Here is a 25191-nt window from a genome sequence, read left to right as displayed (position 1 = left end):
TGCTTATTATAATAGAAATACGATTAACTTTATGATTATATAGAACTTAAATTCAAAATAATACCTGTAAAGAATATTTTGTTTGTAATGTAACATGGTATTTATAAATAATGACATATAAAGGCTATTTCCAATTTATAAAGCGTTTTAAACATCTATCACTATTTAATTTTCTATCATGTATCGCCGCTCTATTGATTCATTTATTAACTTTTAATTAAGGCGTTATCTAGACAAGTTAGCGCTCTCGTCTAGATAATCTCTCTGATCCTTTATTCTGCTTGAATCCTACCTGCTATACCTTTTTTTGAATGCATTTTTTTTGCAATATCTCCGACATGTTTTTTTTATAAAAGCGACACAAAAAATTGCCACGCTATGAGCATTATTTAACTAGGGCTCAATAGCATGGATAACATTATTGAAGTCAAAGCTCTGACAAAAACGTTTGGAAATAAAAAAGCTTTAGATGCGATCGGTTTCAGTATTCAGCATCAAGAAATGACGGCGCTCCTAGGCCCTTCGGGATCAGGTAAATCGACATTAATGCGCCATTTAAGTGGCTTAGTTTATGGCGATAAAGATCACAATAGTGAGATCCGTGTTTTAGGTGAAGTGGTCCAAGCGAATGGTCGTGCAACAGTAGATATTCGACAAAGACGCGCCCAAGCGGGGTATATTTTTCAACAATTCAATCTTGTTAATCGTCTCACTGTTCTAACTAATGTATTAATTGGTGCCATGAGTCATACACCGTTGTGGCGTACTTTAAGTGGTCGATTCAGTGTTGAGCAAAAACAGCAAGCGTTAGCTGCTTTAGAGCGAGTTGGGATGAGTGATTTTGCTCATCAACGTGTTTCGACTCTTTCTGGTGGTCAGCAACAACGTGTAGCAATCGCTCGTGCCTTGATGCAAAAAGCGAAGATCATTTTCGCAGATGAGCCCATCGCTTCATTAGATCCAGAGTCTTCTCGTATTGTGATGGAATTACTGACAGACATTAACCAGCGGGAAGGTATTCCTGTGGTTGTTACTTTGCACCAAGTCGAACATGCCCTTAAATATTGTAAACATGTCATCGCATTAAAAGAAGGCAAAGTCTTTTATCAAGGTGAAAGCGCAAGCATCAGCCAACAAGAGCTTGAACAGCTCTATAGCTATCAACCCAAAGTCAATATTGATGAGAGTGAACCTCTACCACTAGCGTCAATAGAAAACCATTCCACCCCTTTACTACGTTAACACACAAAGGATATTGAAGATGTTACGAGCACTAAAGACGATGGTTTGTAGTCTTGGACTACTTACAGCTGCAACAGCAATCCCCGTTTCTGCTGAAGAGAAACTGGAATCGCTTAATTTCGGTATTATTTCGACTGAATCACAGCAAAATCTCAAAACAGTGTGGGACCCGTTCCTAAAAGATATGAGTGATAAGCTGGGCATGGAAGTGAAAGCCTATTTTGCGCCAGATTATGCGGGCATTATTCAAGGTATGCGTTTCGATAAAGTTGATGTCGCTTGGTTTGGTAATAAATCAGCGATGGAAGCGGTTGACCGAGCAGGGGGAGAGGTTTTCGCGCAAACGGTAGACTCCGAAGGTAATCCTGGTTACTGGAGTTTATTGATCACCCATAAAGACAGCCTAATTAACAGTGTTGAAGATATGATTTCCCAGCGTTCGAAGCTCGCGTTTGGTAATGGCGATCCAAATTCAACATCAGGTTTTCTTGTACCGTCATACTATGTCTTTGCAAAGAATAACATTCAACCGTCAGAGTTTAAGCGCACGTTGAATTCTAGTCATGAAGTGAATCTCTTTGCTGTTGCAAATCAGCAAGTGGATGTTGCGACAAATAATACGGAAAGTATGCGCCGTTTCGAGCTTACCAATCCAGAAAAGTTTGCCAATATTAAAGTGATTTGGCAGTCACCACTGATTCCATCCGATCCTATTGTGTGGCGTAAAAACCTCCCTGATTCAGCAAAAAATGAAATTTACAGTTTTTTCATGGAGTACGGTACCTCTGGTGATGAGAAAGAGCTAGCCGTTCTAAAAGAACTCGGTTGGGCTCCTTTTAAACCATCGAGTGATTTACAGCTGCTACCAATTCGCCAGCTAGCGCTCTTTAAACAGCTTAATAGCTTAAATAAACAAACAAATTTAACCAAAGAACAAGCGTCAAAATTAGAATCAGCAAAGAGTAAGCTTGCTGTTCTAAACCGCCAAATGAGTGCTCTTGAAGCAATGGAATAGCGTCGCATGGGCTGGAGGCGCGATTTTCCAGCCCTTTGCTGCCACACAATATTTAATGGATAGATGCAATGAGCAGTTCAACTCAAAATATCTCAATGGGTCCCACTTCTCAATGGAAGCGCTTTGCAATCATGTTACTGGTTGCGTTTGTTCTTGCTTGGTCTTGGCAAGGTGCAGAAATGAATCCAGTTCAATTAATAAAAGATTCTGGAAACATGATTGAGCTGGGGGCTGACTTTTTCCCACCAGACTTTACTTACTGGAAACTTTACCTCGAAGAGACCTTGATAACGATACAAATTGCATTGTGGGGGACGATATTAGCCGTCGTTATTTCTATCCCATTTGGATTGATGTGTTCAGAAAATATAGCCCCTTGGTGGATATATCAGCCAATGCGTCGCTTGATGGATTCTGCTCGAGCAATCAATGAAATGGTATTTGCAATGCTATTTGTCGTTGCTGTTGGGTTAGGACCTTTTGCTGGCGTACTTGCATTGTTTGTACATACCACAGGGGTACTTGCAAAACTCTTTTCTGAGGCTGTCGAAGCGATTGATATTGGCCCAGTAGAAGGCGTTCGTGCGACAGGAGCCAATAAAATTGAAGAGATTTTATATGGCGTTCTTCCTCAAGTATTACCGCTTTGGATCTCTTTTACTTTATATCGGCTTGAGTCGAACGTTCGTTCGGCCACTGTGGTTGGCATGGTGGGGGCTGGTGGTATTGGGGTTCTGTTATGGGAAGCGATAAGAGGTTTTCAGTTCCAACAGACCGCTTGCATTATGTTGATCGTCATTGTCACTGTGAGTTTGATTGATTTTGCCTCACAACATATTCGTAAAATGTTTATTTAATATTTTTCATAACTTGTCTAGATAAGTCATTCGTGATGCTGAGAGATAGACGATGAGAGTGTATTTGAATATTGCGAAACACTTAGAAGAGGATGTTCGCCGCTACTTTCAAGCTGGTGACTATTTACCATCGGAATCAGTACTTGCGAAACGGTTTAATGTAAATCGTCATACCGTGCGTCGAGCGATAGATGAGCTGGTGTTTAATGGGATTATCGAACGTCAACAAGGGCGAGGCAATATGGTTGTTAGCCAACCATTCGAGTACCCATTACATGCTGGGGCGCATTTTACTGATAATTTGTTGGAGCAGGGCAGTTTACCCACGAGTCGAGTGATCGAACGAGGTTTAACTCGCGCAAACGACAAGGTGGCTGCTCTCTTTGGTGTATTACCTGAATCACCGATTATTAAACTCACCACATTAAGAAAAATTGATGGTGTACCTGCAAGTGTGATTGACCACTACCTCTCAGATGTGAACTGGTGGCCTGCTGTAAAACATTTTGAAGTGGGATCGCTTCATCACTATTTGAGAGACAAACTAGATGTTCAACTGACGAGACGTTCGACGCGGTTGAGAGCTGTTATGCCCACCAAAACGGATTGTCGTCTACTACAACTTCCTAGCAAAACGCCAGTTATGGCATTTAAAACCACCAATGTCTTAAAGGGCACTGATCGGATCGTGGAGTTTTCATCTTCACATACCCGATCGGATTTGGTTGAAATTGTTTTGGAGCACTAAATGGAAACGGAACAAAGAACGCAACGACAAAAGTGGATGGCTGTGTTAGCTCGATGCGATCATCGTGCCTTAGCTAACGGTTGGCAACAACTTGGCTTAGAGCCGAGTTATCACTTTGTTCGAGAACCTGAGATTGGTCTTGCCCAAGTTCGCGCAAGAATGGGTTCAACAGGGAGCCAGTTTAATATCGGTGACGTTACGATGACGCGAACAGTGATCCAACTTGATAGTGGAGAGCTAGGGTATAGCTACATTACAGGTCGTGATAAATATCACTCAGAGATAGCCGCTGTGATTGATGCCCTAATGCAAACATCGATGCAAAGCGATCTACATCATCGGCTCATTAACCCGTTAAATGCCGACATTGCGAAGCAAGAACAGTCTCGGGCTAAACAGGTTTCCGCAAGCAAGGTGGACTTTTTCACCATGGTTAGAGGAGAAGATGAATGAGCCAGCTAGTAAAAGGATTTGATTGTCCAGTTCATGACGCTCAGCAAACCTTTCGTTTATTAATGGACGCAATGGCTAAACCTGGTCTCGTGGTTGAATTACCAAGTGATGTTCGCTTTGGTGGTGTTAGTAAAGCCGCAACACAGTTAATGCTTACTCTGGTGGATAACTCGACGCAAGTATTTATGTCTTCGCACTATTTAAATGATCCGTCTTTCATTGAGAATGTCCGTTTTCATTGTGCTGCTTCTTTAACACAAATAAGAGAGCACGCCGATTTCGGGTTGTTAGCAGGTAACGAAATAACAACGTTAAACGGTTTTTCTAAAGGCGAAGAGAATTATCCAGACAGAAGTGCCTCCCTCATTATAGAAGTGGACTCGTTACAATCAGGTGTTGAGCTGTCACTGACAGGCCCCGGCATTCAAGAAAAGACCACAGCTTATATCAATGGATTATCAAGCGAATTACTTGTAGCGGTATTGAATGGGCGAGGAGTATTTCCGCATGGCGTGGATCTTTTTTTCACAAGTGGTCGCCAAGTTATGGCGCTACCTAGAACAACGCAAGTTCGATTAAATAATAAAGAGGATGCGCTATGTACGTTGCTGTAAAAGGTGGAGAAAAAGCCATTGCCGCCGCGCATCGGCTTCAAGATCAAAAACGTCGCGGTCCAACCTCTCAACAATCTCTTGAGGTTACTCAGATAGCTGAACAGCTAGCTGGCGCAACAGACAGGGTGATGACAGAAGGCAGTGTTTACGATAAGGAGTTGGCAGCCCTTGCCATTAAACAGGCCGGAGGTGATTTAATTGAGGCGATATTTTTACTTCGATCTTATCGAACAACACTACCAAGATTTGCTGTTACTGAGCCGTTACAAACGGAAAGTATGCGTATTGAGCGTCGAATTTCAGCGGCTTATAAAGATCTTCCAGGGGGGCAGATACTGGGGCCTACTTACGATTATACCCACCGTTTACTTGATTTCACGCTACTGGCAGAAGGTGGTGAACAGGCTCATATATGTAGCGAAAGTGATGATAGAGAACAACTACTGAATAACACTGAAACACCAGAGTTAAGCCCACAAGTCCTGCAGATTTTAGAGAAACTAGAGCTGGCAGTACAAGAGTCAGATAACGGGGAATTACCTGAAGATATAACCGTAACCCCACCTGCTTATCCTGCTAATCGAAGTGCAAGATTACAACAATTATCACGATGCGATGAAGGGTTCTTACTTGCGCTGGGGTATTCGACCCAACGCGGTTATGGACGCAATCATCCTTTCGCAGGTGAGATCCGTTCAGGCCAAGTGACATTAGAAATTATTCCTGAAGAATTAGGCTTTACTATCGAAATTGGCGATATCGAATTGACAGAATGTCAAATGATAAACGCATTTACAGGGAGTAAGACTGACAAAGCCAAATTTACCCGAGGGTATGGAATTAGCTTTGGCTTTTCAGAACGCAAAGCGATGTCGATGGCACTGGTTGATCGTTCACTACAACATAAAGAGTACGATGAAGAGCCACAAGGTCCTGCTCAGGACGAAGAATTTGTTCTGTCACATGGCGATAATGTTGAAGCCTCCGGTTTTGTTAGCCATTTGAAACTTCCTCACTATGTTGATTTTCAATCTGAGCTTGAATTGATTCGAAAGTTACAAAAAGAGTATGACGAACAACATAGTGAAATCATCAAAGAGGGCCTTCATGATGTTTGATTCAAGCCAAACCGGTGGCTACAACTATGGCTACTTAGATGAGCAGACGAAAAGGATGATACGTCGAGCACTGCTAAAAGCGATTGCGATCCCGGGTTATCAAGTGCCGTTTGGTGGCCGAGAAATGCCGATGCCTTATGGATGGGGTACGGGAGGTATTCAAATCACAGCGGCGATAATCGGACAGCAAGATGTGCTTAAAGTGATTGATCAGGGCGCTGACGATACGACCAATGCTGTTTCTATTCGCCAGTTTTTTAAAAAGGTGGCAGCGGTTAAAACGACCGAAAAAACCAGTGATGCGAGCTTAATTCAAACACGTCATCGCATTCCTGAGAAACCGTTGAATGAAGGGCAGATATTGATATATCAAGTTCCGATTCCTGAGCCATTACGTTTTATCGAGCCACGTGAAACAGAAACACGGAAAATGCATGAACTGGAAGAATATGGTGTGATGCATGTAAAACTGTATGAAGACATTGCACGATATGGCCATATTTCAACGTCTTACGCTTACCCTGTTGAAGTGAATGGTCGATATATTACTGATCCTTCTCCTATCCCCAAATTCGATAACCCTAAAATGCATCAAATGCCAGCTCTACAACTGTTTGGGGCTGGCCGAGAAAAACGGATTTATGCCATTCCGCCTTATACCGATGTGAATAGCCTCGATTTTGATGATTACCCTTTTGAAATTCAGCAGTGGGATGAACCATGCAGTATTTGTGGCTCGACGGATAGCTTCTTAGACGAAGTCGTAACCGACGATCAAGGAGGGAGAATGTTTGTCTGTTCTGATACGGATTATTGCCGTGAACAACAAGAGCTGCAAAAGAGTAAGGAGACGACATTGTGTCTTTAATGGATGTTGAAAATAGTCGGAATGAGGCGGTTGTTAATCAAACCTGTGAGGAATTACAACCTCTGCTTAAAGTGACGCAGCTGACGAAATTGTATCAAGCTGAGAAAGGCTGCCAAGAGATCGATTTTGAACTTTGGCCAGGTGAAGTACTGGGGATCGTTGGGGAATCTGGCTCGGGGAAAAGTACCTTACTCCGCGTTTTATCCGGTCGTGAAGTACCTGATAGTGGCGATGTTCAGTATCAAATTGACACCAATCATAGTGTTAGCTTGTTTGGTTTGTCTGAAAGTGAACGTCGTCGTTTGTTGCGCACAGAGTGGGGAGTGGTACATCAGCATCCTATGGACGGTCTTCGTTCTAGAGTGTCTGCTGGTGGCAATATTGGCGAACGTTTAATGGCTGTTGGTAACAGACATTACGGGGATATTAGAGCACAAGCGATTGATTGGCTTGGGCAAGTTGAAATCCCCTTAGACCGAATTGATGATATGCCTATTACGTTCTCTGGCGGTATGCAACAACGGTTACAAATAGCACGAAATTTAGTGACTCATCCAAAGTTGGTATTTATGGATGAACCAACAGGTGGACTAGATGTATCGGTACAAGCTCGACTCCTTGATTTAATTAGAAATTTAGTTGTTGACTTAGGGTTGTCTGTCGTCATTGTAACGCATGATCTTGCCGTTGCTCGTTTGCTTGCTCATCGATTAATCGTGATGAAAGAAAGCCGCATTGTTGAAACTGGATTAACAGATCAAGTATTAGATGATCCACAGCATCCTTACACGCAATTACTCGTTTCATCGGTATTACAAGGATAAGAAGTATGATGAATACTCACAATGACAAAGTAATGCTTCGAGTTGAAAACATCAGCAAAACGTTCGTATTACACAATCAAAGTAGCTCGCGAATATCTGTTCTTGATAACAGCAGTTTTCAGGTGGAAAGCGGTGAATGTGTGGTGTTACTTGGGCATTCAGGCTCGGGTAAAAGTACGCTTCTTAAAGCGCTCTACGCCAATTATTTAGTCGATGATGGGCACATTCTTGTTCGTAAAAATCGAAATAATAATGACTGGGTAGATCTCGCCAATACGACACCTAAATCGATTCTTGAGGTAAGAAAGCATACCGTAGGTTGGGTGAGTCAATTTTTACGGGTTATTCCTCGCATCAGTGCATTAGATGTGGTCAGCCAGCCTTTGATTGATTTAGGTGTCGATAAAGATGAGGCGCGTGAAAAAGCACAAGTCCTTCTTCGTCGGTTAAATGTACCTGAAGCACTTTGGCACCTTGCCCCAGCGACGTTTTCTGGTGGAGAGCAGCAACGCGTTAATATCGCTCGAGGGTTTATTGTTGAATCGCCTATTCTATTACTTGATGAACCTACCGCGTCATTGGACGAGAAAAACTGCCAAGTTGTCGTCGATCTCATTTCAGAAGCTAAGCATCGAGGTGCCGCGATTGTTGGTATTTTTCACGATGACTCAGTTCGTAAACGCGTAGCGGATAAGATTTATGATATGTCCACGACACAATTGAGTGAAATTGATCATTAGAAAGGAAGTCATGATGATTATTACCAATGTACAACTGGTATTAGAAAATGAAGTTATTAATGGTTCGATTGAAATCAAGGATGGTTTGATTCGATCAATGTCGGACTCAAGTAGCCAGCGACCAGAAGCAATTAATGCAAATCAAAGTTTCTTAATGCCGGGCCTTATTGAGCTTCATACCGATAATTTAGAAAAATACTTTACCCCAAGACCGAAAGTAAATTGGCCTGCATTGTCAGCAATGGCAGCGCATGATGCTCAGCTAATTGGCTCTGGTATTACGACTGTTTTAGATGCAATTGCGGTTGGTGATGTACGTGATGGAGGACACCGACAGGAAAATCTCGACAAAATGATTGATACCATTATTGAAAGTGGAAAGTTGGGGTTAAATAGGGCCGAGCATTTTGTGCATATACGATGTGAGTTACCGCACTCAGCGACAGTGGAATTGGCAGAAAAATATCTCGACTTAGAGCAGATCCACATGGTGTCGTTGATGGATCATTCTCCCGGCCAACGTCAGTTTGTCAATATCAACAAATACAATGAATACTACCAAGGTAAATACAACCTAAGTGATCAACAAATGGCAGAGTTTGAGCAATACCAGCGAGCTCAGTCTTTACAGTGGTCAGGTGCTAATCGAAAAGCGATAGCCAAATTGTGTCGTGAAAAACACATACCTTTAGCGAGTCATGATGATGCAACGTCAGTACACGTTGAAGAATCACATTCACTAGGAATGGTATTAGCTGAGTTTCCTACGACGGTTGAAGCCGCTCAACGATCTCATGAGCTTGGATTAAAAGTGATGATGGGAGCACCAAACGTTGTACGTGGTGGCTCGCATTCAGGAAATATTGCTGCACATGAATTAGCAACGCTGGGTGTATTGGATGTGCTGTCGTCTGATTATTTTCCTAGCAGTTTGCTTGATGCTGTTTTTAAGTTAACAAGCGATGAACGTAACACGCTTGATTTAGCATCAGCGACGCGCCTAGCAACGGCTCATCCAGCGGCTGCACTCAACTTGACGGATAGAGGGTCTGTAAAAGAAGGGTTGAGAGCTGACTTAATGCTTGTGGGTCGTAAAGCCAATCAAGCCGTGATTCAACAAGTATGGCGACAAGGCAATCGCGTTTTCTAAAGGAGAAACAGTGTTGGCTAGGTTATTCTATGTCTTAGGTGCATCGGGGGCGGGCAAAGATTCTCTTATCAATGCGGTTCGAGAAAGTTTAAGTGAGCGATTGATGATCGCACATCGATATATTACTCGACCTGCATTTATGGGGAACGAAAATCATATCGCGCTATTAGACACCGAATTTGATTTACGCATTCATCGTGGGTTATTTGTCATGCACTGGCAGGCGAACGGCTGTCGATATGGCGTTGGCAATGAAGTGGATGATTGGCTCAATAAGGGATTGGATGTCATGGTTAATGGCTCCAGAGCTTATTTAGAAACCGCCAAGGCGCGCTTTGGTGAACAACTTCAAGTGGTGTGGATTTCAGTCAGCCCTGAAGTCCTAGAGCAACGGTTACAGCTTCGAGGGCGAGAAAGTGAAGAAGAGATAACGCAACGTTTGGAGCGCGCAGTGGCTTATGACGCTGTAAGACCACCATGTGCAATTGTCGTTGATAATAGTGGCTCTCTAAAAAGCAGTATAGAGCAGTTTCTTGCTCAGATGAAATATGCCGTGTACGAGTCTCAATCAAAAAACGTAGTGGGTTAATTATGTTATCACTGACATTACTCGGTACAGGTGCCGCTGGTGGTGTTCCCCTATATGGTTGTCATTGTTCTGCATGTGAGGCTGCAACCTATGATCATCATCTCGAAAGAAAACCCTGTTCGGCGATGATAGAGTGGGGAGATGAGCAGAATAAAAAGCGTTTGCTCATTGATGCAGGTATCATGGATCTTCATAAGCGTTTTTCAGTTGGCTCATATATTGGCTTTTTGCTTACTCATTTTCATGTAGATCATGTGCAAGGCTTGTTCCATTTACGTTGGAGTAATGGCGCATTAATTCCTGTCTGGTGCCCTAATGATCCTTTAGGTTGCGCTGATCTACTGAAACATTCTGGCTGTTTAGATTTTCGTTCGTATCTTCATCATGGAGTACCTTTTAATGTCGAAGGATTGAAAATCACACCACTCTCGATGCAACACTCCAAACCTACGTTTGGGTATTTGTTTGAGTTTGATGGAAATACCGTCGCTTACTTAACAGATACCGACGGTTTACCTCTTGAGACTGAGCAGTATTTATTGTCAGTAAATAAACTTGATGCATTAGTGCTAGATTGCTCTTTTCCACCGGCATTAGAACGAGGTAATCATAGCGATATTGATACAGCCTTTGATGTTTATGAACGCCTACTACCAAAGCAATTTATCATTACCCATATAGGACATGAATTAGATTGTTGGCTGCAAGATAACCAAGTCCCTAGCTCGTTAGTTATTGGTTGTGATGGGTACAAAGTGGATTTTATTTAAGTTATTGATTAATTTAATATAGCATGGCTTTTATTATTGATTTTTGTTTCATGATTATCTAGTCAGACTATTGCTCAATATAGTGAAGAGTTCGAACAATATATTAAGATGGAAGAGAAATAAGGGGAGACTCTTTTGACCGTGAATGTCATGCATACAGAATTTGCGAAAAAGAGATAAGCGACTCAAGAGCTACAAAATGATGATTAAGCCTGCTTTTGCTGGATGTTTATCTCACTATGACATTGTTGCTGTTAGGAAAAAGTGGCCCCTTAAGAGCCACTTCAATTTTTATCTTATTTTTGTAGCGCTGCGATTGCTGCGTCGTAGTTAGGCTCATCAGTAATCTCTGCTACAAGTTCAGAATGGATCACAAGACCTTCCTCGTTTAGTACAACAACGGCACGAGTAGCTAAATCACGAAGTGCGCCTTCAGCTAGTTTAACGCCGTATGCTTCTGCAAATTCTGGGCTACGGAATAGAGAAGCAGTTTGAACGTTCTCAATACCTTCTGCTTCACAGAAACGACCTGTAGCGAAAGGCAAGTCAGCAGAGATACATAGTACAACTGTATTTTCTGTGTTTGCTGCTTTTTGATTAAATGCTTTCACACCAAGTGCACAAACCGGTGTATCGATGCTTGGGAAGATATTTAAAACAACTTTTTTACCTTTTACTGAATCAAGTGTGATGTCAGACAGATCAGCGCCGCAAAGCGTAAATGCTGGTGCTTGAGTACCTACAGCAGGGAATGTACCTGCAACTTGAACAGGTGAGCCTTGGAATGTTACTTGAGTCATTTTTTACTTTCCTTTTATATAGCACGTAAATGACGTGCAACTTTTTATTCACACACTATATACACAAAGGAATAAATTAATAGTGATTAATAGCATATTTAACTAAGGTCATACCACTGGCTTATTTATTTTTCTTTTCAGATACTTTTACATTATGGGTAAGAACGATTATTTAATCGCCTAACTCAAAAATAAAACGTGATGGTAACTTAATTGCTTTGTTGTAAGTACATAAGAAGTCGCTCTTTGTTGAAATTGTGATAACAGCATAAGTTTGAGCGAGTTTGTTAAAGTTGTTGCGACTTTTACAGATAACGTAACTGAATGGTTATATCTTGTATTGCGAGATGACATATTCAGTTCGAGCTATCAATGATGAGATTTACAAATTTTGTTGATAGAGATTCACAACTTGCGTTGAGACAATAATAATGAAAAAAATAATCCTATTAGCCGTTTGTGCCATGTTTGGCATTGCCGTTATGGCGAGTATGGCGTCGACCTACTTTATATCTAGCCAAAAGATAGACAATATCATCCTCGATAAATCTCAAGTACAGGCGGAATTCTTAGCCAAAAATGCAGGGTATATTCTAAAAAACTCCGCCACCCCTAAAAAAGATCTTCAAGCATTAGTTGATGATTTGAAACAGCGATCTGATGTTAGCTATGCGATTGTTATTGATAGTAATGTTACAGCCGTTGCACATAGCGATAAGCAAAAGCTAAACAAAAAGTATGATGATGCGTATACCGTAGACGGCGCGACAAAAGGTGTAGAACAATATTCAAAATGGTATGCCGACGTACAAAAGGTATGGGTGTTCGACATTATGGCGCCAATCTATGTGAATGGTCAGCTTTACGGCACATTTGATATTGGCATTCCCATTACCGAAGTAAGCCAAGCAACCAATGGCATTATCACTTACCAGCTAGGTTCGATGATTGTGATCTTCGTACTTTGTTTAATTGTGCTATCTCTACTGCTCAATAAATTAATGCGCCCACTATCGGTACTTAAAGATGCATTGCATGATATCTCGCAAGGTGATGGTGATTTAACGGTGCGCTTACCAATAAAAGGTAATGACGAAGTTGCCCAGATCTCGTCAGCATTTAATGTATTTGTTGAAAAAGTACATGGCATTATTTCCCAAGTGGTGAATTCTGGCGAGGAATTAAATGGTTCTGCCATTGCACTACGTGAACAGTCACAGCAAGCACTCGCGAGAGGACAAGAGCAAAATGAACAAACCTTGCTCGTTGTGACATCAATGAATGAAATGATTGCCACGGTTAATGAAATTGCGTCCAACGCCGCTAACGCCGCAGATGCAGCAAGTATGGCAACAAATGAAACCCAAGAAGGATATAAAACGCTACAACGAACAACAACGGCCATCTCTAACCTAGAAAATGAGATGAACAGTACTTCAAATATTATTGTTAGCTTGGCGGATAATACGCAATCTATAGGTACGATTCTTGAAGTAATACGTGGGATTTCAGAGCAAACCAATTTACTGGCATTGAATGCCGCGATTGAAGCAGCAAGAGCAGGTGATGCTGGTCGAGGGTTTGCTGTTGTTGCTGATGAAGTACGTAATCTTGCAACGAAAACAGCCCAATCAACAGATGAAATCGATGCCATGATCCACCAGTTACAAACAGAAGCCCAGAGCGCGGTAGGTTCAATGAGTAACAGTAAGGCACTGATTAACGAAGGGGCAACCGAAACAGAGCATGCGCGACAAGCACTTGAATCTATTTCACAGCAAGTAACCACTATTTTAGATATGAATACTCAAGTGGCGACAGCAACTGAGCAGCAATCAACAGTGGCGAATGAGATAAACTTGAATATGGATACGGTGAGTCACTTAGTTAAACTTGGTTTGACCGCCAGTGAACAATTAGAGGCATCCAGCCAGCAGCTTGCTGACTTATCGCAAACGCTTGATAAGCATGTAGGGACATTCAAAATATAATAATGATATTCGGAAAAAGGCGACGTTAAGTCGCCTTTTTTATATTTATTAATTAGTAGATTAATACCTTAAAGATATTTTCTATTTGAATGATTAATAGCTTTAAAAAAAGGTCATTGTGACCATTTACTTATTAAAACATATCTATATATTCAGAATTTTTTTAACTAATTGAATCTAAATAAAAAAATAATGAGATGACTGGCTAATGTTACATTAATGTAAAGCTTTTATTACATATGTTAAGAGTTTAATTTTGCTTGCATGCTTGTAAGGTATTTGAATTACAGACACTCTTGATGTGCAAATTATTGCTTTTGAATATCTATATTTAGGCTTCCTATAAAGTCGTTGGGAAGTAATAATTTAATTAACATCAGGAACCAAACATGAACTTACAACGTCAGACAAGCTGCAAAATAGCAGCGCTTCTTGGTACATCTGTTGGTTTTTCGGTACATGCCGCAGAAATGGTAAAGATTAATGATAATAAAGTGCTTTCTCAGAGTCTAAAAGTACAATCTACGAGTATTACTCCGTTAGAAACGGGCTTTGCTGAAATAAATAAAGTTGTTTTACCAAATGGGAAAACTAAAGTCCGGTATCAACAGACCTACTTAGGTGTGCCTGTCTTTAATACTTCTGTTGTGGCCACTCTTTCTAACAATAAACCATCGGGTGTTTACGGTTTGATGGCGAAAGGGATCAACCGTGATTTACCAAGTATTACGCCTAGATTAAATGAAGAAGAAGCAATTTTAGCTGCTATTACTTCGCATCAGTCCGTTGCTAATAACAATCATAATATTGAAAACAAAAACGCAAAGTTAATGGTAAAACTTGATGATAACCAAACGGCAAAGATTGTTTATCTCGTTGATTTCTTTATCGCCTCCGAACATCCTGAGCGTCCGTTTTATATTGTTGATGCAATAAATGGGGGGATTTTAGAGCACTGGGATGGATTGAATCACACTAAAGCCTCAGGAATGGGCCCTGGCGGTAATATAAAAACTTCTGAATACATTTATGGTCTTGATTTTGACGGTCTCCCTATCAACAAAGAAGGAACAATATGTACGTTAGAAAATGCTGCAGTTAAAACCGTTAATTTAAATAATGCGACAGAAGGCAATATCGCTTATCAATACAATTGTATTGATAATGATAACTTCAATGATTTTAGATACGTAAACGGTGCTTTTTCACCGCTTAACGATGCACATTATTTTGGTAATGTCGTTTTTAATATGTATCAAGATTGGATGAATACATCACCATTAAATTTCCAATTAACAATGCGTGTTCATTATGGCTCCGAGTATGAGAATGCATTTTGGAATGGATCTTCAATGACATTTGGAGATGGTAAAGATCGCTTTTATCCACTTGTTGATATTAACGTAAGTGCCCATGAAGTTAGTCATGGTTTTACAGAGCAAAACTCAGGGCTTGTTTACAAAGATATGTCTGGTGGCATCAACGAGGCTTTTTCTGATATTGCTGGTGAAGCCGCTGAATATTATCTTCGCGGAAAAGTAGATTGGATTGTAGGTAGTGATATCTTCAAGTCGGAAGGAGGGTTACGGTATTTTGATCAACCATCGAAAGATGGTCGCTCTATCGATCATGCATCTCAATACTATGATGGTATGAATGTACATTTCTCAAGTGGTGTGTTTAACCGTGCCTTTTATTTACTTGCCAACAAACCTAATTGGGGGGTTCGTAAAGGGTTTGAAATATTTACATTAGCAAACCAACTGTATTGGACGGCAAACAGTACCTTTGAGGAAGGTGCATGTGGTGTTGTCAAAGCAGCTGAAGATTTTGGTTATACCGTTAAAGATGTTGTGAACGCATTTAATTCGGTGGGAGTCGATGCTAGCTGCGGTTCACCTATTCCAAATGGCAATGTTCTTATTAAGTGGAAGCCAATTAAAGATTTAAGTGGAAGCGAAAACTCTAAAACCTATTATGTCTTTAATGTTGATAAAGCTTCGACTGTTATGGTTTCGTTGGCTGGTGGAAAGGGAGATGCCGATCTATATGTAAGGGCTAATAGAAAGCCGACAACCTCAACCTTTGACTGTCGCTCTAACCGATCAGGGAATGAAGAGATTTGCCACTTGTATGCCCAACCGGGTGTAACATATTACGTCTTGCTTCATGGTTACACTCGCTATACCAAACTGACGCTTCGTTTAGATTAATAAGATCAACCTCATTTTAACATGTAAGAAAGTCACAATGAGCCAGCTTATCTGCTGGCTTATTTTCCTATCTAGTATCCGTTAATAAATAACAGATAATGGCATAAGTGAGTTTTTAATTATGACAAGAATGATAATGATAGCCAGCTTGATGGCAGTAACCCCAGCGTTTGCAGATAATATTCCAGTTACACCTGAAATGATGAGCGTCAGCTATATTGCGAATGTTCAAAATAGACAAACTTATACTTATGTAAAATGCTGGTATCGGCCAGCACAAAATCATGATGATCCCGCAACAGCATGGGAGTGGGCGCGTGATGAGAAAGGTGGTTACTTTACTATTGATGGTTATTGGTGGTCTGCGGGAAGGTTGAAAAATATGTTTTACACCAATATATCTCAGTCAGAAATTAAACATAGATGCAAAGAAACATTAGGCGTAAATCATGATACTGCTGATTTTCTTTTTTATGCTTCTGATAATCGGTATTCGTATAACCATGATATTTGGACAAATGATGACGTTAATAAACATGTAATTAATCGTATTATTGCTTTTGGTGATAGCCTATCTGACACGGGAAATATTTATAATGCTTCTCAATGGGTATTTCCAAATCGAAATTCTTGGTTCTTAGGACATTTTTCTAATGGTTATGTGTGGACAGAGTACCTAGCTAATGGAAAAGACATCTCTCTTTATAATTGGGCGGTGGGTGGCGCAGCTGGAACTAACCAGTATTTGCTCCTAACTGGTATTTATGCTCAGGTCACGTCTTACTTAACCTATATGAAAATGGCAAAAAACTATTATCCTGAAAATAGTTTGATCACACTTGAATTTGGTCTTAATGATTTTATGAATTATGGTCGTGAGGTGGCAGATGTAAAAGCAGACTTGAGTAGTGCACTGATTCGTTTGACCGAATCGGGCGTTAAAAACATTTTATTATTTACTTTGCCTGATGCGACAAAGGCACCGCAATTTAAATATGCATCCCCAAATGAAATTAATACTGTTAGAGCTAAAATCTTAGCCTTTAATATATTTATTACAGAGCAATCTCGTATTTACAAAGAAAAAGGGCTAAATGTTGTTCTTTTTGATGCATATAATACTTTTGAGAAGCTCATCGCCCAACCTCAATTGTATGGTTTTGAAAATGCCAACGATGCTTGTTTAAATATTAGTCGCAGTTCAGCGAAAGATTATCTTTATCGTCATAATTTAACCAATGATTGTGCTTATCATGGCTCTGATAAATATGTCTTTTGGGGAGTCACTCATCCAACAACTGCAATTCATAAATATATTGCCAATCAGATTCTTGAAACGAAGCTAGAGAGCTTTAATTTTCCAAACGACTAAAATCAAAATCTGATTATTTTACGCGTGAAGTATTGCTAAGTAAGACACTGGCAACTTAAGCTGCATAATGATAATTATTGCAGCTTAATCCAAAAGGTTCATAATTAGAAATTATTTCTTTTGTCTATTTTTTTATGCGTTTTTATTCCATAAAAGCATTCCCTTGTCACATTTATTGGGCTTCATTGTTGCGTGTTAGTTAATTTACGTTAAGTATGCTTGCAAGTAAAAATTGGCTTTAATATAAAGGTTATGATGAAAATAAATAAAAAAAAGAAATATTTTAAGATCTGGATTGGTTTTTTTACGGCGACAATCAGTTTTAGCAGCTTTGCTGATAATACTTATATTGATGACTATTATATTGAAGCGAAAGGGATGGAAGGAAAAGCACTTAAAAATATGCTTTCGATTATCGCTTCACGAGGTCAAAAACAGTTAACTTACAATGAAGTTTGGTCTGCGCTTAAAGACACTAATGAAGATCCAAATAATCCGGATAATGTGATTCTTTTTTATAGTGGTCGTTCACAATCAAAAGACTTTACTGCGTCAGGAAACAATAACAAAGACGCATGGAATCGCGAGCATTTGTGGCCTAAATCATTAGGCTTTAAGCGAAAGAATCAGTGGGGATATACCGACATCCATCACTTACAACCTACCGATGTGCAGATTAATTCTATCCGCTCCAATAAAGCTTTTGATTTTGGTGGTAAACCATTAACAAAATCGCCATTTAATAAAACAGATAATGACAGCTTTGAACCTCGTGATGCGGTGAAAGGTGACGTTGCTCGGGCTATTTTCTACATGGCAGTGCGTTATGAAGGACTGGATGCGAATATGCCTGATCTTTTTATTGCGGACGATACCTCTACTCAATCTGGTGAGCCAAAGGTTGGTCAATTATGTTCATTACTGCAATGGCATAATGCAGATCCTGTTGATGAATGGGAAAGGCTTCGTCATGAAAAAGCAGTAATCTGGCAGGGTAATCGAAACCCTTTTATCGATAACCCTCAATGGGTTAACGCCATTTACGCCAGTCGATGTTCATTTTAATCATCATTTTTCAAAGAGTATAAATCGCACTCATTTGTAGAGTGAGCTGTAATGAGTAATAGTTCACTAGTGAGTGCTTTTGCCCTTTTCGTTACCTCTCATCTAAGAAGTCGCTTACTTCTATTATAAAAATAACTATGAAAATATTATCAGTAATAGTTTTACTTTGCTTAGCTACTTGCGCTCAGGCATCACTCTATTTTGGCCCACCTGATGGTGAAAATATAATTGATGTTGCTGATCAAGGAGGCTATTTATTTAAAGTTGAAAAAGGAATTTATATTCAAACAGACTCGGAAGAATTTCTTCTCGGTATTTCGACGCTATTTGAAAATTTAAAGCATACCCGAACAGGGAAAGCGATCATCAAACAAGTTTCGCATTATCAACCACTTTCCTTACCTCAAGGAGATCGAGCATTAGCATTTAAATCACTTGGACAAAATGCAGCGACAATGGAGAAGATACATGTAGTAATTAGGCCATCTCAGAGCGGAAAGCAGTTTGTTACTGAACCATTGATCACGTCATCGCGTTTTATGGGGCATCAATCAAATGGTCTTGGGGTTCCTGCTGCAATTTACTTTGACATTGAAAACACAGTAATGCTCCCAGGCCTTGATGTTGCGATTGATCCTACTATTGCACTTGGTCATGAACTGATCCATGCCCGTGATTATTTAACCGGTGGTTTGCCTGTTGGAACACAACCGGTTCGTCATCGCGCTCCCATTGCTGGTATGAATCACCAAGGTGAGGCGTTCACAGAAGGGGAGGTGATTGAGTTTAACTTAATGCGACGTGAAATCGAGGCAACAGGGCTTGCATATCAAAAAGGGAATTTGAGTTTAAAAACACTTACGACAACACGAGAAGCTGCCATTGATAGAAGGCAAAGCATCATGAGTGTGTGGGAACAAGCGATTAAAAACCATCGTGTCTCTAAAGCTGAATACGGCCGTGTTAAAACTAATATTCAACTCTTAAAATCAGAGATGCCAGTCTCTGAATACCATTTATCAATGGAGTTAGGTGCTCATGCTCGTGATATGTATTGGCCCGGTTCAATGATCAATTACACTTCAACACCTACAAATATTACGCTGAAACAAGCAAGGCAAAGTTCAGCGGCATTGAGTCGTTCAGGATTGAATACCGTAATCATTAGTGATGTGCTCAGTCGCTCTCCTCAATCACCGATGGTGATAAGCACGAGCCTTATAGAAATAAAAAACGGTTTTCCAAAATTAGATAAGGTGTTGCGAAGCGCTTTAGAGTTGGCAGCTAAATCAGAGCAACATGTTGTCTTACTGAAGGGGGATGAATTTTCTTCCTTATCAGAATTTGAGCAGCGGTTAACCATAACAACTTTAGAAAAAGCGCTAGTGAGTATAAGAAAAAATCAATATGCGTTAACTGTTATTGAAATGAATGTTACTGGGCTCATTGGTACAGGACAAGAAATAGTGGCCAAGGCTAATCAAATTATTCTTCTTTCTACGCACCATGATCTTTCTTCGTTGGCGTTATCTGAATACATATCTGCTAGAGGAAAAAGGCTGGTCGTTAACCGTATTTCTCGCTCAATACTTCCCTCTGAAAGTTTGCTTTATCCAAATCGCTTACGTTGGTCGGCGCTTGCAGAACAAGACAATGTGACACTTGTGGCTAACTCCGCATTACCTAAATCAAAAAAATGTTGGAGCCTGTAATGAAGATGAAATGCCTAACAATATTTTGGTGTCTCTGTATTTGCTTTAATGTACAGGCATCAAATATGTGCAAGTTAGGGGAAAATACCCTAGAAGAAGAGCATGATTGGCTTTCAAGATTAGATAGAGAGTTTAAAAGTGAACTTAATGATGTTAAAGAAATTGCGGCATTAAATAAAATACCAAGTTTAATTCTTCCTATCAGAGAGCAAACATTTGTACCTGAGCATTGGGAAGGGCTTTGGGAGGCTGTGAATAATAAAGAAGATCTGCCTTTAAGTGCCAAAAGAATGTCTCAATTAGAGAATGTCTTTGAGCGTCAAGCATTATGGCAGGCCGCAAAAAATGGGGGACGTGCATTATCTGCGGTGTTTGATATTGTCTTATTTGCGCCTTGGATTGAGAAATTAACCCGTACTATGTGGGATGATTCTGCCAGCGATCTACATCGACTGAGTGTAACCGCAGAGCCTATCCCATTTATTGGTTTTGCTATTGGTTATTATGATTACCTTTCAACGTTAGATAGTCCTGAAAAGCGCTTTAATCAATGGCTAGAGAATGGTCGCTATAGCTATGGTCAAGATTCTATTTTATTAAGGATAAACACGGCTTCAGCGCAAGCTATTGAGCAACAACATCAGCAATTAAAGCTGCATGTTAATGAGTTAGTGGAGAGGCTCGCTTCGATACAATTACTTCATTACGATGCAACCTACAGTGCCAAAGTATTAGAATTGCAGACAGTACTGAACAGAACAATGTCTGCTATTGATATAGACCACGTAAACATCATGTTTGAGCAATACAATCGCCCTTCTCACGTGGTTAACAAGTTTGGTGATCTCGCTTGTATTAATGAAAAGCAGTCGTTGAAATCTGAAGTAGAACGCTTGGGGATCTCGTCTGTCGAAACTCGCCATGCGCTAAGGAAATGTAGCTACCAAATGTTAATGGGCAATGTTGGAAGCCTATATGGTATTGGTAAATATCGACACATAGAACAAATTCGTGAAACGATTTTTGATCACAAGCAGAAAATTGTCGACAATGCGCTGGCACATATAGTTCAGTGGCGTAGCAAACTGCTTGAACTCAAAAATAGCAGTATTGAGAAGCTCATTGATGATAGTTTGAATAATGAAAATATTGGCCTCTATCGGCAATATCTTTACCAGCATGCGCGCCGTATTGCGATTAATAATTTTGCGTTATCAATCTTACAAAGAGAAGCCACTGAAGAAGAGCAGCAAACAGGACGTTTTCTTGTTGGTGCAGGTGATCTTATCTGCGGGCTTTACACTTGCCAGTATTATGACGGTAAAGAAGTCTTCTTTGACGAGTCTTCCGATCCTTTACTAAAACAGCTATCTGAGCCATTGTTCACTAAGGATATGCATCATTATATCTCGGAGCGAATCAGTCATGGTTGGACAAATGATGAACTTGATGAGCCTTACCTTAATCTCTGGATACAGTGGCAAAAAAGGCAAGATATAGGGTTTTCAGCACTGCCATACAAAGGTAATCCCTCATTGGTTGTGATTAGACGTGATATGCCTGACTTGGTTGAGATTTTAGAGCAGATCCCTGTGCATTTATCGGCACAGCAGGCGAAGCCTCATTTATTTAGACTTATTCAATCGCGCATGTTTAAAGAGGATATCCAAGTTGCTTGGGCGAAACTAGGCGATTTTATTTTTCGATTTCAATATGAGCAGCGTCAGCATCAATCGATTAACTTTTTACCTTTACAGTGGCAACAGGCTGTGTGGCCTTCTCAACCTCATGGCGTCTTATTTAACGCGTTTTTGGATAAATCCTACTTATATTATTCTAACCAATTATGGGCTCAAGCTTTGCCATATTGGCATAAGCGACATACTTCGTTTAACTGGACGCTTTACCAAGGAGAGACACATAGCTACTACTTAACTCAGTCAGTACCTGAAGAGGTCTACTTAGGGGATCAATACTGGATAGAAATCAATGAATCTCTTAGCCATGTTTTATCATCGCCAGAGATCCGTTGGCGACCATTTGAACATATGTTGTTGTTAGATATATGGTCTCAAATCACTGAAATTGAATCATTAATAGCGACTTCAAATGGATGATTTACATATTCTTGATAAGCTGATTGAAATATTCTAAACAAAGAAGTGATATAAAAAGGAAGTCTAGTGTTATTCGATGAAGAGAGAATAGCACTACTTCTTCTGCAATCTAGATACCGGATAAAGGTTGCCTTTAGAATAATGCCTAAACATTATTAAAACCTTAGCAAAATTAGAATATTACTGAAATTTCAATCGTGAATATCAATAACTTACAGTATGATTAATTCACCTTGTTTTCAGAGCTATCATCATGTCTAAAACCATTGATTTTTATCACCAAAATGCACAAAGCCTGAGTGAACAATATCAGTCGTTAACCTTTGAGCAAGTACATAAAAATTGGCAAGCGCATTGGCCTACCAGTTCATCGAAAGATGCCTTAAAAGTGCATGATATTGGTGCTGGGGCTGGGCGTGATGACGATAAATTAGGTCGAAATAGCGTGCAATGGCAAACCGTGGTGATATAGTTGCCTGATGATGGTACGGGTGATCTGATCAAGATTAGGCAAATCATTGTTAATGATGCTAAGTCTGCCTACGTACAAGCTTGCGTTACTTTGTACTCTTTTACATATTGCTGACGCACACCCCGGTGCAGTTCTCAGCCGTGAAGATAATAAAGTTCGATTGCCATTGGGCTTAGTGGCACTTTATTGGATACGACAATTTAAACGCTTAATCAATATTGATAGCTTTGGTATTCAACAAAGTAGTGATAGTAAAAAAGTTTAGGCTTTGTAAAAGAGCAAGGCTGGAAAAAACTGACACACCTTAGTGCAGATGATTTATCTATTGGAGCGATGTTTACGGGTGATGAAGCTAAAGCACTCCAAACAGCGATCCGAGATAGTTTGAAAACAATTCAAGATGGCCCTGTAACCTTTATTTATCAGGGTGATAAAAAAAAGACGTTATTCCAGATGGAACGTGAAAAAGTACGTACAGCAGATTGCTTTGTACTTGAACTAGAAGCGTTAGCTGAATTTGGCTATTTCGTGTTAGATGAAAGTTTGTGGGAATGTCTGCGGTTATACAGTAGCTGGATAGAGCCATTAGTCGTGAATCAATGGATAGCGGAAATGTATTGTTATAAATTAAATAAAGTGGCTCAATGCTCAAGGTATACGAATTGGATTATCATAGTTAAACATCAAAGTAAATGAAGCTTTGTGGCTTGGCAAAGAAATTAAATATCTTTAAAAGTAAAGAAACGAAGTTTTATATAAAAAGGTCGCTAATTTAAGCAACCTTTTTTTATTGTGTTTTAATTCATGTATTACTTTTTAGTGATTAAGTAGCGGGGTGAAGTTCCTCCATCATGTCCTTAAATTCAGCATAAGTAGTGGTTGCTTTTGCTGCCCATAACTTTTGTGAAACCGTTTTTAAAGCAGGCTCAACGCGATCTTGAATATCGCTTGGTTCGTAATAGGTTCCTGCAGCAAAGGCATCGTTCCAAACACTGATCATACCGCCTTTGATATGAGGGTTATTGACATCAAAGTGCGCGACATCTTTTCCAGTGAAGACATTCGGTGTCCAATGGTTATAGAGCCATCGGGTATTGAGATAATCTTGATAATATCCAGCAAAAGGAACCATATATAGTATATCGTCTTGGCTGTTAATAATGTCGTAACCATCATCAATGGCTTGTTTAGGATCGTAGTAACCTGGGTACCATAAATCGACTAATAGATCTCTTTTAACTCCTTTTGCCCCACCATAGCTCGCTTGGCTACCCCACATTCGTACTTCTTTTTTTCCAAGTTTATGAAGGAACTTATCAAAGTGATTTACAAAACTTTTTATATCTTCTGGATTTCCATGTCGGTATTCATCTGTACCGATGTGCACATCGGTAAAGATCGGTGCATATTCTTGCCAAAGGTCTTCCAGTAACTGGATACTTTCTGGGTTGGCGAGATCTAAATGATCAGGGCTGACACCTTCACCTTTTAACCTAAGAGATGGATATGCTTGCGTGAATGCCAAAGAGTGAGCAGGGGCATCAATTTCACTAATAATTTTCACACCATAAGACTGAGCAAATTGGATCAGTTCTATATATTCTTTTTTTGTATAGTGTTGTTGTGAGGTAATGTCAGGATGGGAAGTGCTTTCTAATCGAAATCCTGACTCTGCATTTAACCAGTTATCTTCATCAATTTTAATAACGTTATCATTTAAATGAAGTTGTAATTCATTCATCTTAAAATATGAAAGCTGTTTGATTATATTTTTTAAGAAATCGGTGGGAAGGTACATTCTACCAACATCCAGTAATAAACCGCGATGCTCCCATTTAGGATTATCTGTAACAGATGCATGTTGAATATGACTATGGGCGGGATCTAATTGAAGTAATTGAAGTAATGAGCGTGTGCCCCATAAAACACCATTATCATGTAAAGCCTTAATAGTTAGGTGATCAGCAATATCGAGTTGATATCCTTCATTGCTGAGTGATGTTTCTTGTTTTGAAATGGTTAAAAAGATATCACCTTTGTTTGGTTTTTCAGAAATAACAACATTTAGTGATTTGCTAAACAAGTCAAGTATATCTTTTTGTAAAACCTCACTTGTTGATAATAATTTTTTTGCGTATTTAACATCAACAACAATATTAGACTTATGGGTTAACTTAAATACGCCTTTATGACATTGCCATGTTGAGAAACTAGGTATAACTTTTGGTGACTCTATCTTATTACATTTATTATTGGTTAATGATGAGCTAGATATATCTGCTGCAAGTAGTGGATTAGTATATATTCCTAATGACATAAAAAGTGAAAGTGAAAGTATCTTTTTTCTAAGATGCATTATTATTAGTCCTTTTGTGATTTTCTTATTAAAGACTAATGGATAAAGAATATATTAATTTGAATAAGGATCACAATGACATATATCATAAGATTAATTGTGATA

General features: G+C 39.7%; 21 protein-coding genes and 1 pseudogene. 20 read left to right on the top strand and 2 right to left on the bottom strand.

Annotated elements, in window-relative coordinates; genetic code table 11:
- Positions 1 to 408: 408 nt before the first annotated feature.
- The 13 genes from phnC to phnP all read left to right on the top strand — a co-directional run bounded on the left by phnC (position 409) and on the right by phnP (position 10988).
- Positions 409 to 1242 (top strand): phosphonate ABC transporter ATP-binding protein, encoded by an 834-nt coding sequence (gene phnC, locus CTN01_RS19960; protein WP_045149237.1) that lies wholly within the window; start codon positions 409 to 411, stop codon positions 1240 to 1242.
- A gap of 19 nt (positions 1243 to 1261) precedes the next feature.
- Positions 1262 to 2257, top strand: coding sequence for a phosphonate ABC transporter substrate-binding protein (gene phnD / locus CTN01_RS19955; protein WP_045149238.1), 996 nt, complete (start codon positions 1262 to 1264; stop codon positions 2255 to 2257).
- 68 nt (positions 2258 to 2325) lie between these two features.
- Positions 2326 to 3114, top strand: coding sequence for a phosphonate ABC transporter, permease protein PhnE (gene phnE / locus CTN01_RS19950; protein WP_005363781.1), 789 nt, complete (start codon positions 2326 to 2328; stop codon positions 3112 to 3114).
- A gap of 52 nt (positions 3115 to 3166) precedes the next feature.
- Positions 3167 to 3862, top strand: a complete 696-nt coding sequence (gene phnF, locus CTN01_RS19945) for a phosphonate metabolism transcriptional regulator PhnF (protein ID WP_045149239.1) — start codon at positions 3167 to 3169, stop codon at positions 3860 to 3862.
- Entirely contained in the window at positions 3863 to 4315 is a 453-nt protein-coding gene (phnG, locus tag CTN01_RS19940; RefSeq protein WP_005363790.1) for a phosphonate C-P lyase system protein PhnG, read from the top strand.
- Positions 4312 to 4929, top strand: a complete 618-nt coding sequence (gene phnH / locus CTN01_RS19935; protein WP_045149242.1) for a phosphonate C-P lyase system protein PhnH — start codon at positions 4312 to 4314, stop codon at positions 4927 to 4929. The genes phnG and phnH overlap by 4 nt, the downstream gene beginning before the upstream one ends.
- Positions 4914 to 6047: a carbon-phosphorus lyase complex subunit gene (locus tag CTN01_RS19930; protein WP_045149243.1), complete on the top strand. Its 1134-nt coding sequence runs from the start codon at positions 4914 to 4916 to the stop codon at positions 6045 to 6047. The genes phnH and CTN01_RS19930 overlap by 16 nt, the downstream gene beginning before the upstream one ends.
- Entirely contained in the window at positions 6037 to 6915 is an 879-nt protein-coding gene (locus CTN01_RS19925) for an alpha-D-ribose 1-methylphosphonate 5-phosphate C-P-lyase PhnJ (protein WP_208598942.1), read from the top strand. The genes CTN01_RS19930 and CTN01_RS19925 overlap by 11 nt, the downstream gene beginning before the upstream one ends.
- Positions 6915 to 7739, top strand: a complete 825-nt coding sequence (phnK, locus tag CTN01_RS19920; protein ID WP_045149244.1) for a phosphonate C-P lyase system protein PhnK — start codon at positions 6915 to 6917, stop codon at positions 7737 to 7739. The genes CTN01_RS19925 and phnK overlap by 1 nt, the downstream gene beginning before the upstream one ends.
- 5 nt (positions 7740 to 7744) lie before the next feature.
- Positions 7745 to 8479 carry a phosphonate C-P lyase system protein PhnL gene (phnL, locus tag CTN01_RS19915; protein WP_080896211.1) on the top strand — a complete coding sequence of 245 codons (735 nt, stop codon included), beginning with the start codon at positions 7745 to 7747 and terminating at the stop codon, positions 8477 to 8479.
- A 13-nt stretch (positions 8480 to 8492) separates the two neighbouring features.
- Positions 8493 to 9629: an alpha-D-ribose 1-methylphosphonate 5-triphosphate diphosphatase gene (gene phnM / locus CTN01_RS19910; RefSeq protein WP_045149245.1), complete on the top strand. Its 1137-nt coding sequence runs from the start codon at positions 8493 to 8495 to the stop codon at positions 9627 to 9629.
- A gap of 13 nt (positions 9630 to 9642) precedes the next feature.
- Positions 9643 to 10218, top strand: coding sequence for a ribose 1,5-bisphosphokinase (gene phnN, locus CTN01_RS19905; RefSeq protein ID WP_045149323.1), 576 nt, complete (start codon positions 9643 to 9645; stop codon positions 10216 to 10218).
- A 2-nt stretch (positions 10219 to 10220) separates the two neighbouring features.
- Positions 10221 to 10988, top strand: coding sequence for a phosphonate metabolism protein PhnP (gene phnP / locus CTN01_RS19900; protein ID WP_045149246.1), 768 nt, complete (start codon positions 10221 to 10223; stop codon positions 10986 to 10988).
- 296 nt (positions 10989 to 11284) lie between these two features.
- Here the strand turns inward: phnP and tpx are convergent, their stop codons facing one another.
- Entirely contained in the window at positions 11285 to 11788 is a 504-nt protein-coding gene (gene tpx, locus CTN01_RS19895; RefSeq protein WP_045149247.1) for a thiol peroxidase, read from the bottom strand.
- Between the two features lie 464 nt (positions 11789 to 12252).
- On the opposite strand from tpx, the gene CTN01_RS19890 reads away from it, so the two are divergent.
- From CTN01_RS19890 to CTN01_RS19860, 7 genes and pseudogenes are all read left to right on the top strand, one after another.
- A complete protein-coding gene (locus CTN01_RS19890; RefSeq protein WP_211317085.1) occupies positions 12253 to 13779 on the top strand; it encodes a methyl-accepting chemotaxis protein in 1527 nt (508 codons plus the stop codon).
- A gap of 389 nt (positions 13780 to 14168) precedes the next feature.
- Complete coding sequence (locus CTN01_RS19885; RefSeq protein ID WP_045149248.1) at positions 14169 to 15992, top strand: M4 family metallopeptidase; 1824 nt, start codon at positions 14169 to 14171, stop codon at positions 15990 to 15992.
- A gap of 121 nt (positions 15993 to 16113) precedes the next feature.
- Positions 16114 to 17364: an SGNH/GDSL hydrolase family protein gene (locus CTN01_RS19880; RefSeq protein WP_045149249.1), complete on the top strand. Its 1251-nt coding sequence runs from the start codon at positions 16114 to 16116 to the stop codon at positions 17362 to 17364.
- 255 nt (positions 17365 to 17619) lie between these two features.
- The gene (locus CTN01_RS19875; protein ID WP_045149250.1) at positions 17620 to 18429 is read left to right on the top strand and encodes an endonuclease I family protein; all 810 of its coding nucleotides are present in this window, start codon (positions 17620 to 17622) and stop codon (positions 18427 to 18429) included.
- A 137-nt stretch (positions 18430 to 18566) separates the two neighbouring features.
- A complete protein-coding gene (locus CTN01_RS19870; RefSeq protein WP_045149251.1) occupies positions 18567 to 20141 on the top strand; it encodes a hypothetical protein in 1575 nt (524 codons plus the stop codon).
- Positions 20141 to 22258: a hypothetical protein gene (locus CTN01_RS19865; RefSeq protein ID WP_045149252.1), complete on the top strand. Its 2118-nt coding sequence runs from the start codon at positions 20141 to 20143 to the stop codon at positions 22256 to 22258. The genes CTN01_RS19870 and CTN01_RS19865 overlap by 1 nt, the downstream gene beginning before the upstream one ends.
- 253 nt (positions 22259 to 22511) lie before the next feature.
- Positions 22512 to 23366, top strand: a pseudogene (locus CTN01_RS19860) (hypothetical protein); the annotation flags it as partial.
- A 187-nt stretch (positions 23367 to 23553) separates the two neighbouring features.
- On the opposite strand, the gene CTN01_RS19855 reads toward CTN01_RS19860, so the two are convergent.
- Positions 23554 to 25086: a beta-N-acetylhexosaminidase gene (locus tag CTN01_RS19855; protein ID WP_107342204.1), complete on the bottom strand. Its 1533-nt coding sequence runs from the start codon at positions 25084 to 25086 to the stop codon at positions 23554 to 23556.
- Positions 25087 to 25191: the final 105 nt, after the last annotated feature.

Source organism: Photobacterium angustum, from assembly GCF_003026365.1.
GTDB lineage: Bacteria > Pseudomonadota > Gammaproteobacteria > Enterobacterales > Vibrionaceae > Photobacterium > Photobacterium angustum.
Note: the sequence above shows the minus strand (reverse complement) of the source record. Positions and strands in the feature narration are given on the sequence as shown.

What these genes read in the sequence shown, in the direction of transcription:
- phnC (WP_045149237.1), top strand. Translation starts at nt 409, where the DNA reads ATGGATAACATTATTGAAGTCAAAGCTCTGACAAAAACGTTTGGAAAT.
- phnD (WP_045149238.1), top strand. Translation starts at nt 1,262, where the DNA reads ATGTTACGAGCACTAAAGACGATGGTTTGTAGTCTTGGACTACTTACA.
- phnE (WP_005363781.1), top strand. Translation starts at nt 2,326, where the DNA reads ATGAGCAGTTCAACTCAAAATATCTCAATGGGTCCCACTTCTCAATGG.
- phnF (WP_045149239.1), top strand. Translation starts at nt 3,167, where the DNA reads ATGAGAGTGTATTTGAATATTGCGAAACACTTAGAAGAGGATGTTCGC.
- phnG (WP_005363790.1), top strand. Translation starts at nt 3,863, where the DNA reads ATGGAAACGGAACAAAGAACGCAACGACAAAAGTGGATGGCTGTGTTA.
- phnH (WP_045149242.1), top strand. Translation starts at nt 4,312, where the DNA reads ATGAGCCAGCTAGTAAAAGGATTTGATTGTCCAGTTCATGACGCTCAG.
- CTN01_RS19930 (WP_045149243.1), top strand. Translation starts at nt 4,914, where the DNA reads ATGTACGTTGCTGTAAAAGGTGGAGAAAAAGCCATTGCCGCCGCGCAT.
- CTN01_RS19925 (WP_208598942.1), top strand. Translation starts at nt 6,037, where the DNA reads ATGATGTTTGATTCAAGCCAAACCGGTGGCTACAACTATGGCTACTTA.
- phnK (WP_045149244.1), top strand. Translation starts at nt 6,915, where the DNA reads ATGGATGTTGAAAATAGTCGGAATGAGGCGGTTGTTAATCAAACCTGT.
- phnL (WP_080896211.1), top strand. Translation starts at nt 7,745, where the DNA reads ATGATGAATACTCACAATGACAAAGTAATGCTTCGAGTTGAAAACATC.
- phnM (WP_045149245.1), top strand. Translation starts at nt 8,493, where the DNA reads ATGATTATTACCAATGTACAACTGGTATTAGAAAATGAAGTTATTAAT.
- phnP (WP_045149246.1), top strand. Translation starts at nt 10,221, where the DNA reads ATGTTATCACTGACATTACTCGGTACAGGTGCCGCTGGTGGTGTTCCC.
- tpx (WP_045149247.1), bottom strand. Translation starts at nt 11,788, where the DNA reads ATGACTCAAGTAACATTCCAAGGCTCACCTGTTCAAGTTGCAGGTACA.
- CTN01_RS19890 (WP_211317085.1), top strand. Translation starts at nt 12,253, where the DNA reads ATGTTTGGCATTGCCGTTATGGCGAGTATGGCGTCGACCTACTTTATA.
- CTN01_RS19885 (WP_045149248.1), top strand. Translation starts at nt 14,169, where the DNA reads ATGAACTTACAACGTCAGACAAGCTGCAAAATAGCAGCGCTTCTTGGT.
- CTN01_RS19880 (WP_045149249.1), top strand. Translation starts at nt 16,114, where the DNA reads ATGACAAGAATGATAATGATAGCCAGCTTGATGGCAGTAACCCCAGCG.
- CTN01_RS19875 (WP_045149250.1), top strand. Translation starts at nt 17,620, where the DNA reads ATGAAAATAAATAAAAAAAAGAAATATTTTAAGATCTGGATTGGTTTT.
- CTN01_RS19870 (WP_045149251.1), top strand. Translation starts at nt 18,567, where the DNA reads ATGAAAATATTATCAGTAATAGTTTTACTTTGCTTAGCTACTTGCGCT.
- CTN01_RS19865 (WP_045149252.1), top strand. Translation starts at nt 20,141, where the DNA reads ATGAAGATGAAATGCCTAACAATATTTTGGTGTCTCTGTATTTGCTTT.
- CTN01_RS19855 (WP_107342204.1), bottom strand. Translation starts at nt 25,086, where the DNA reads ATGCATCTTAGAAAAAAGATACTTTCACTTTCACTTTTTATGTCATTA.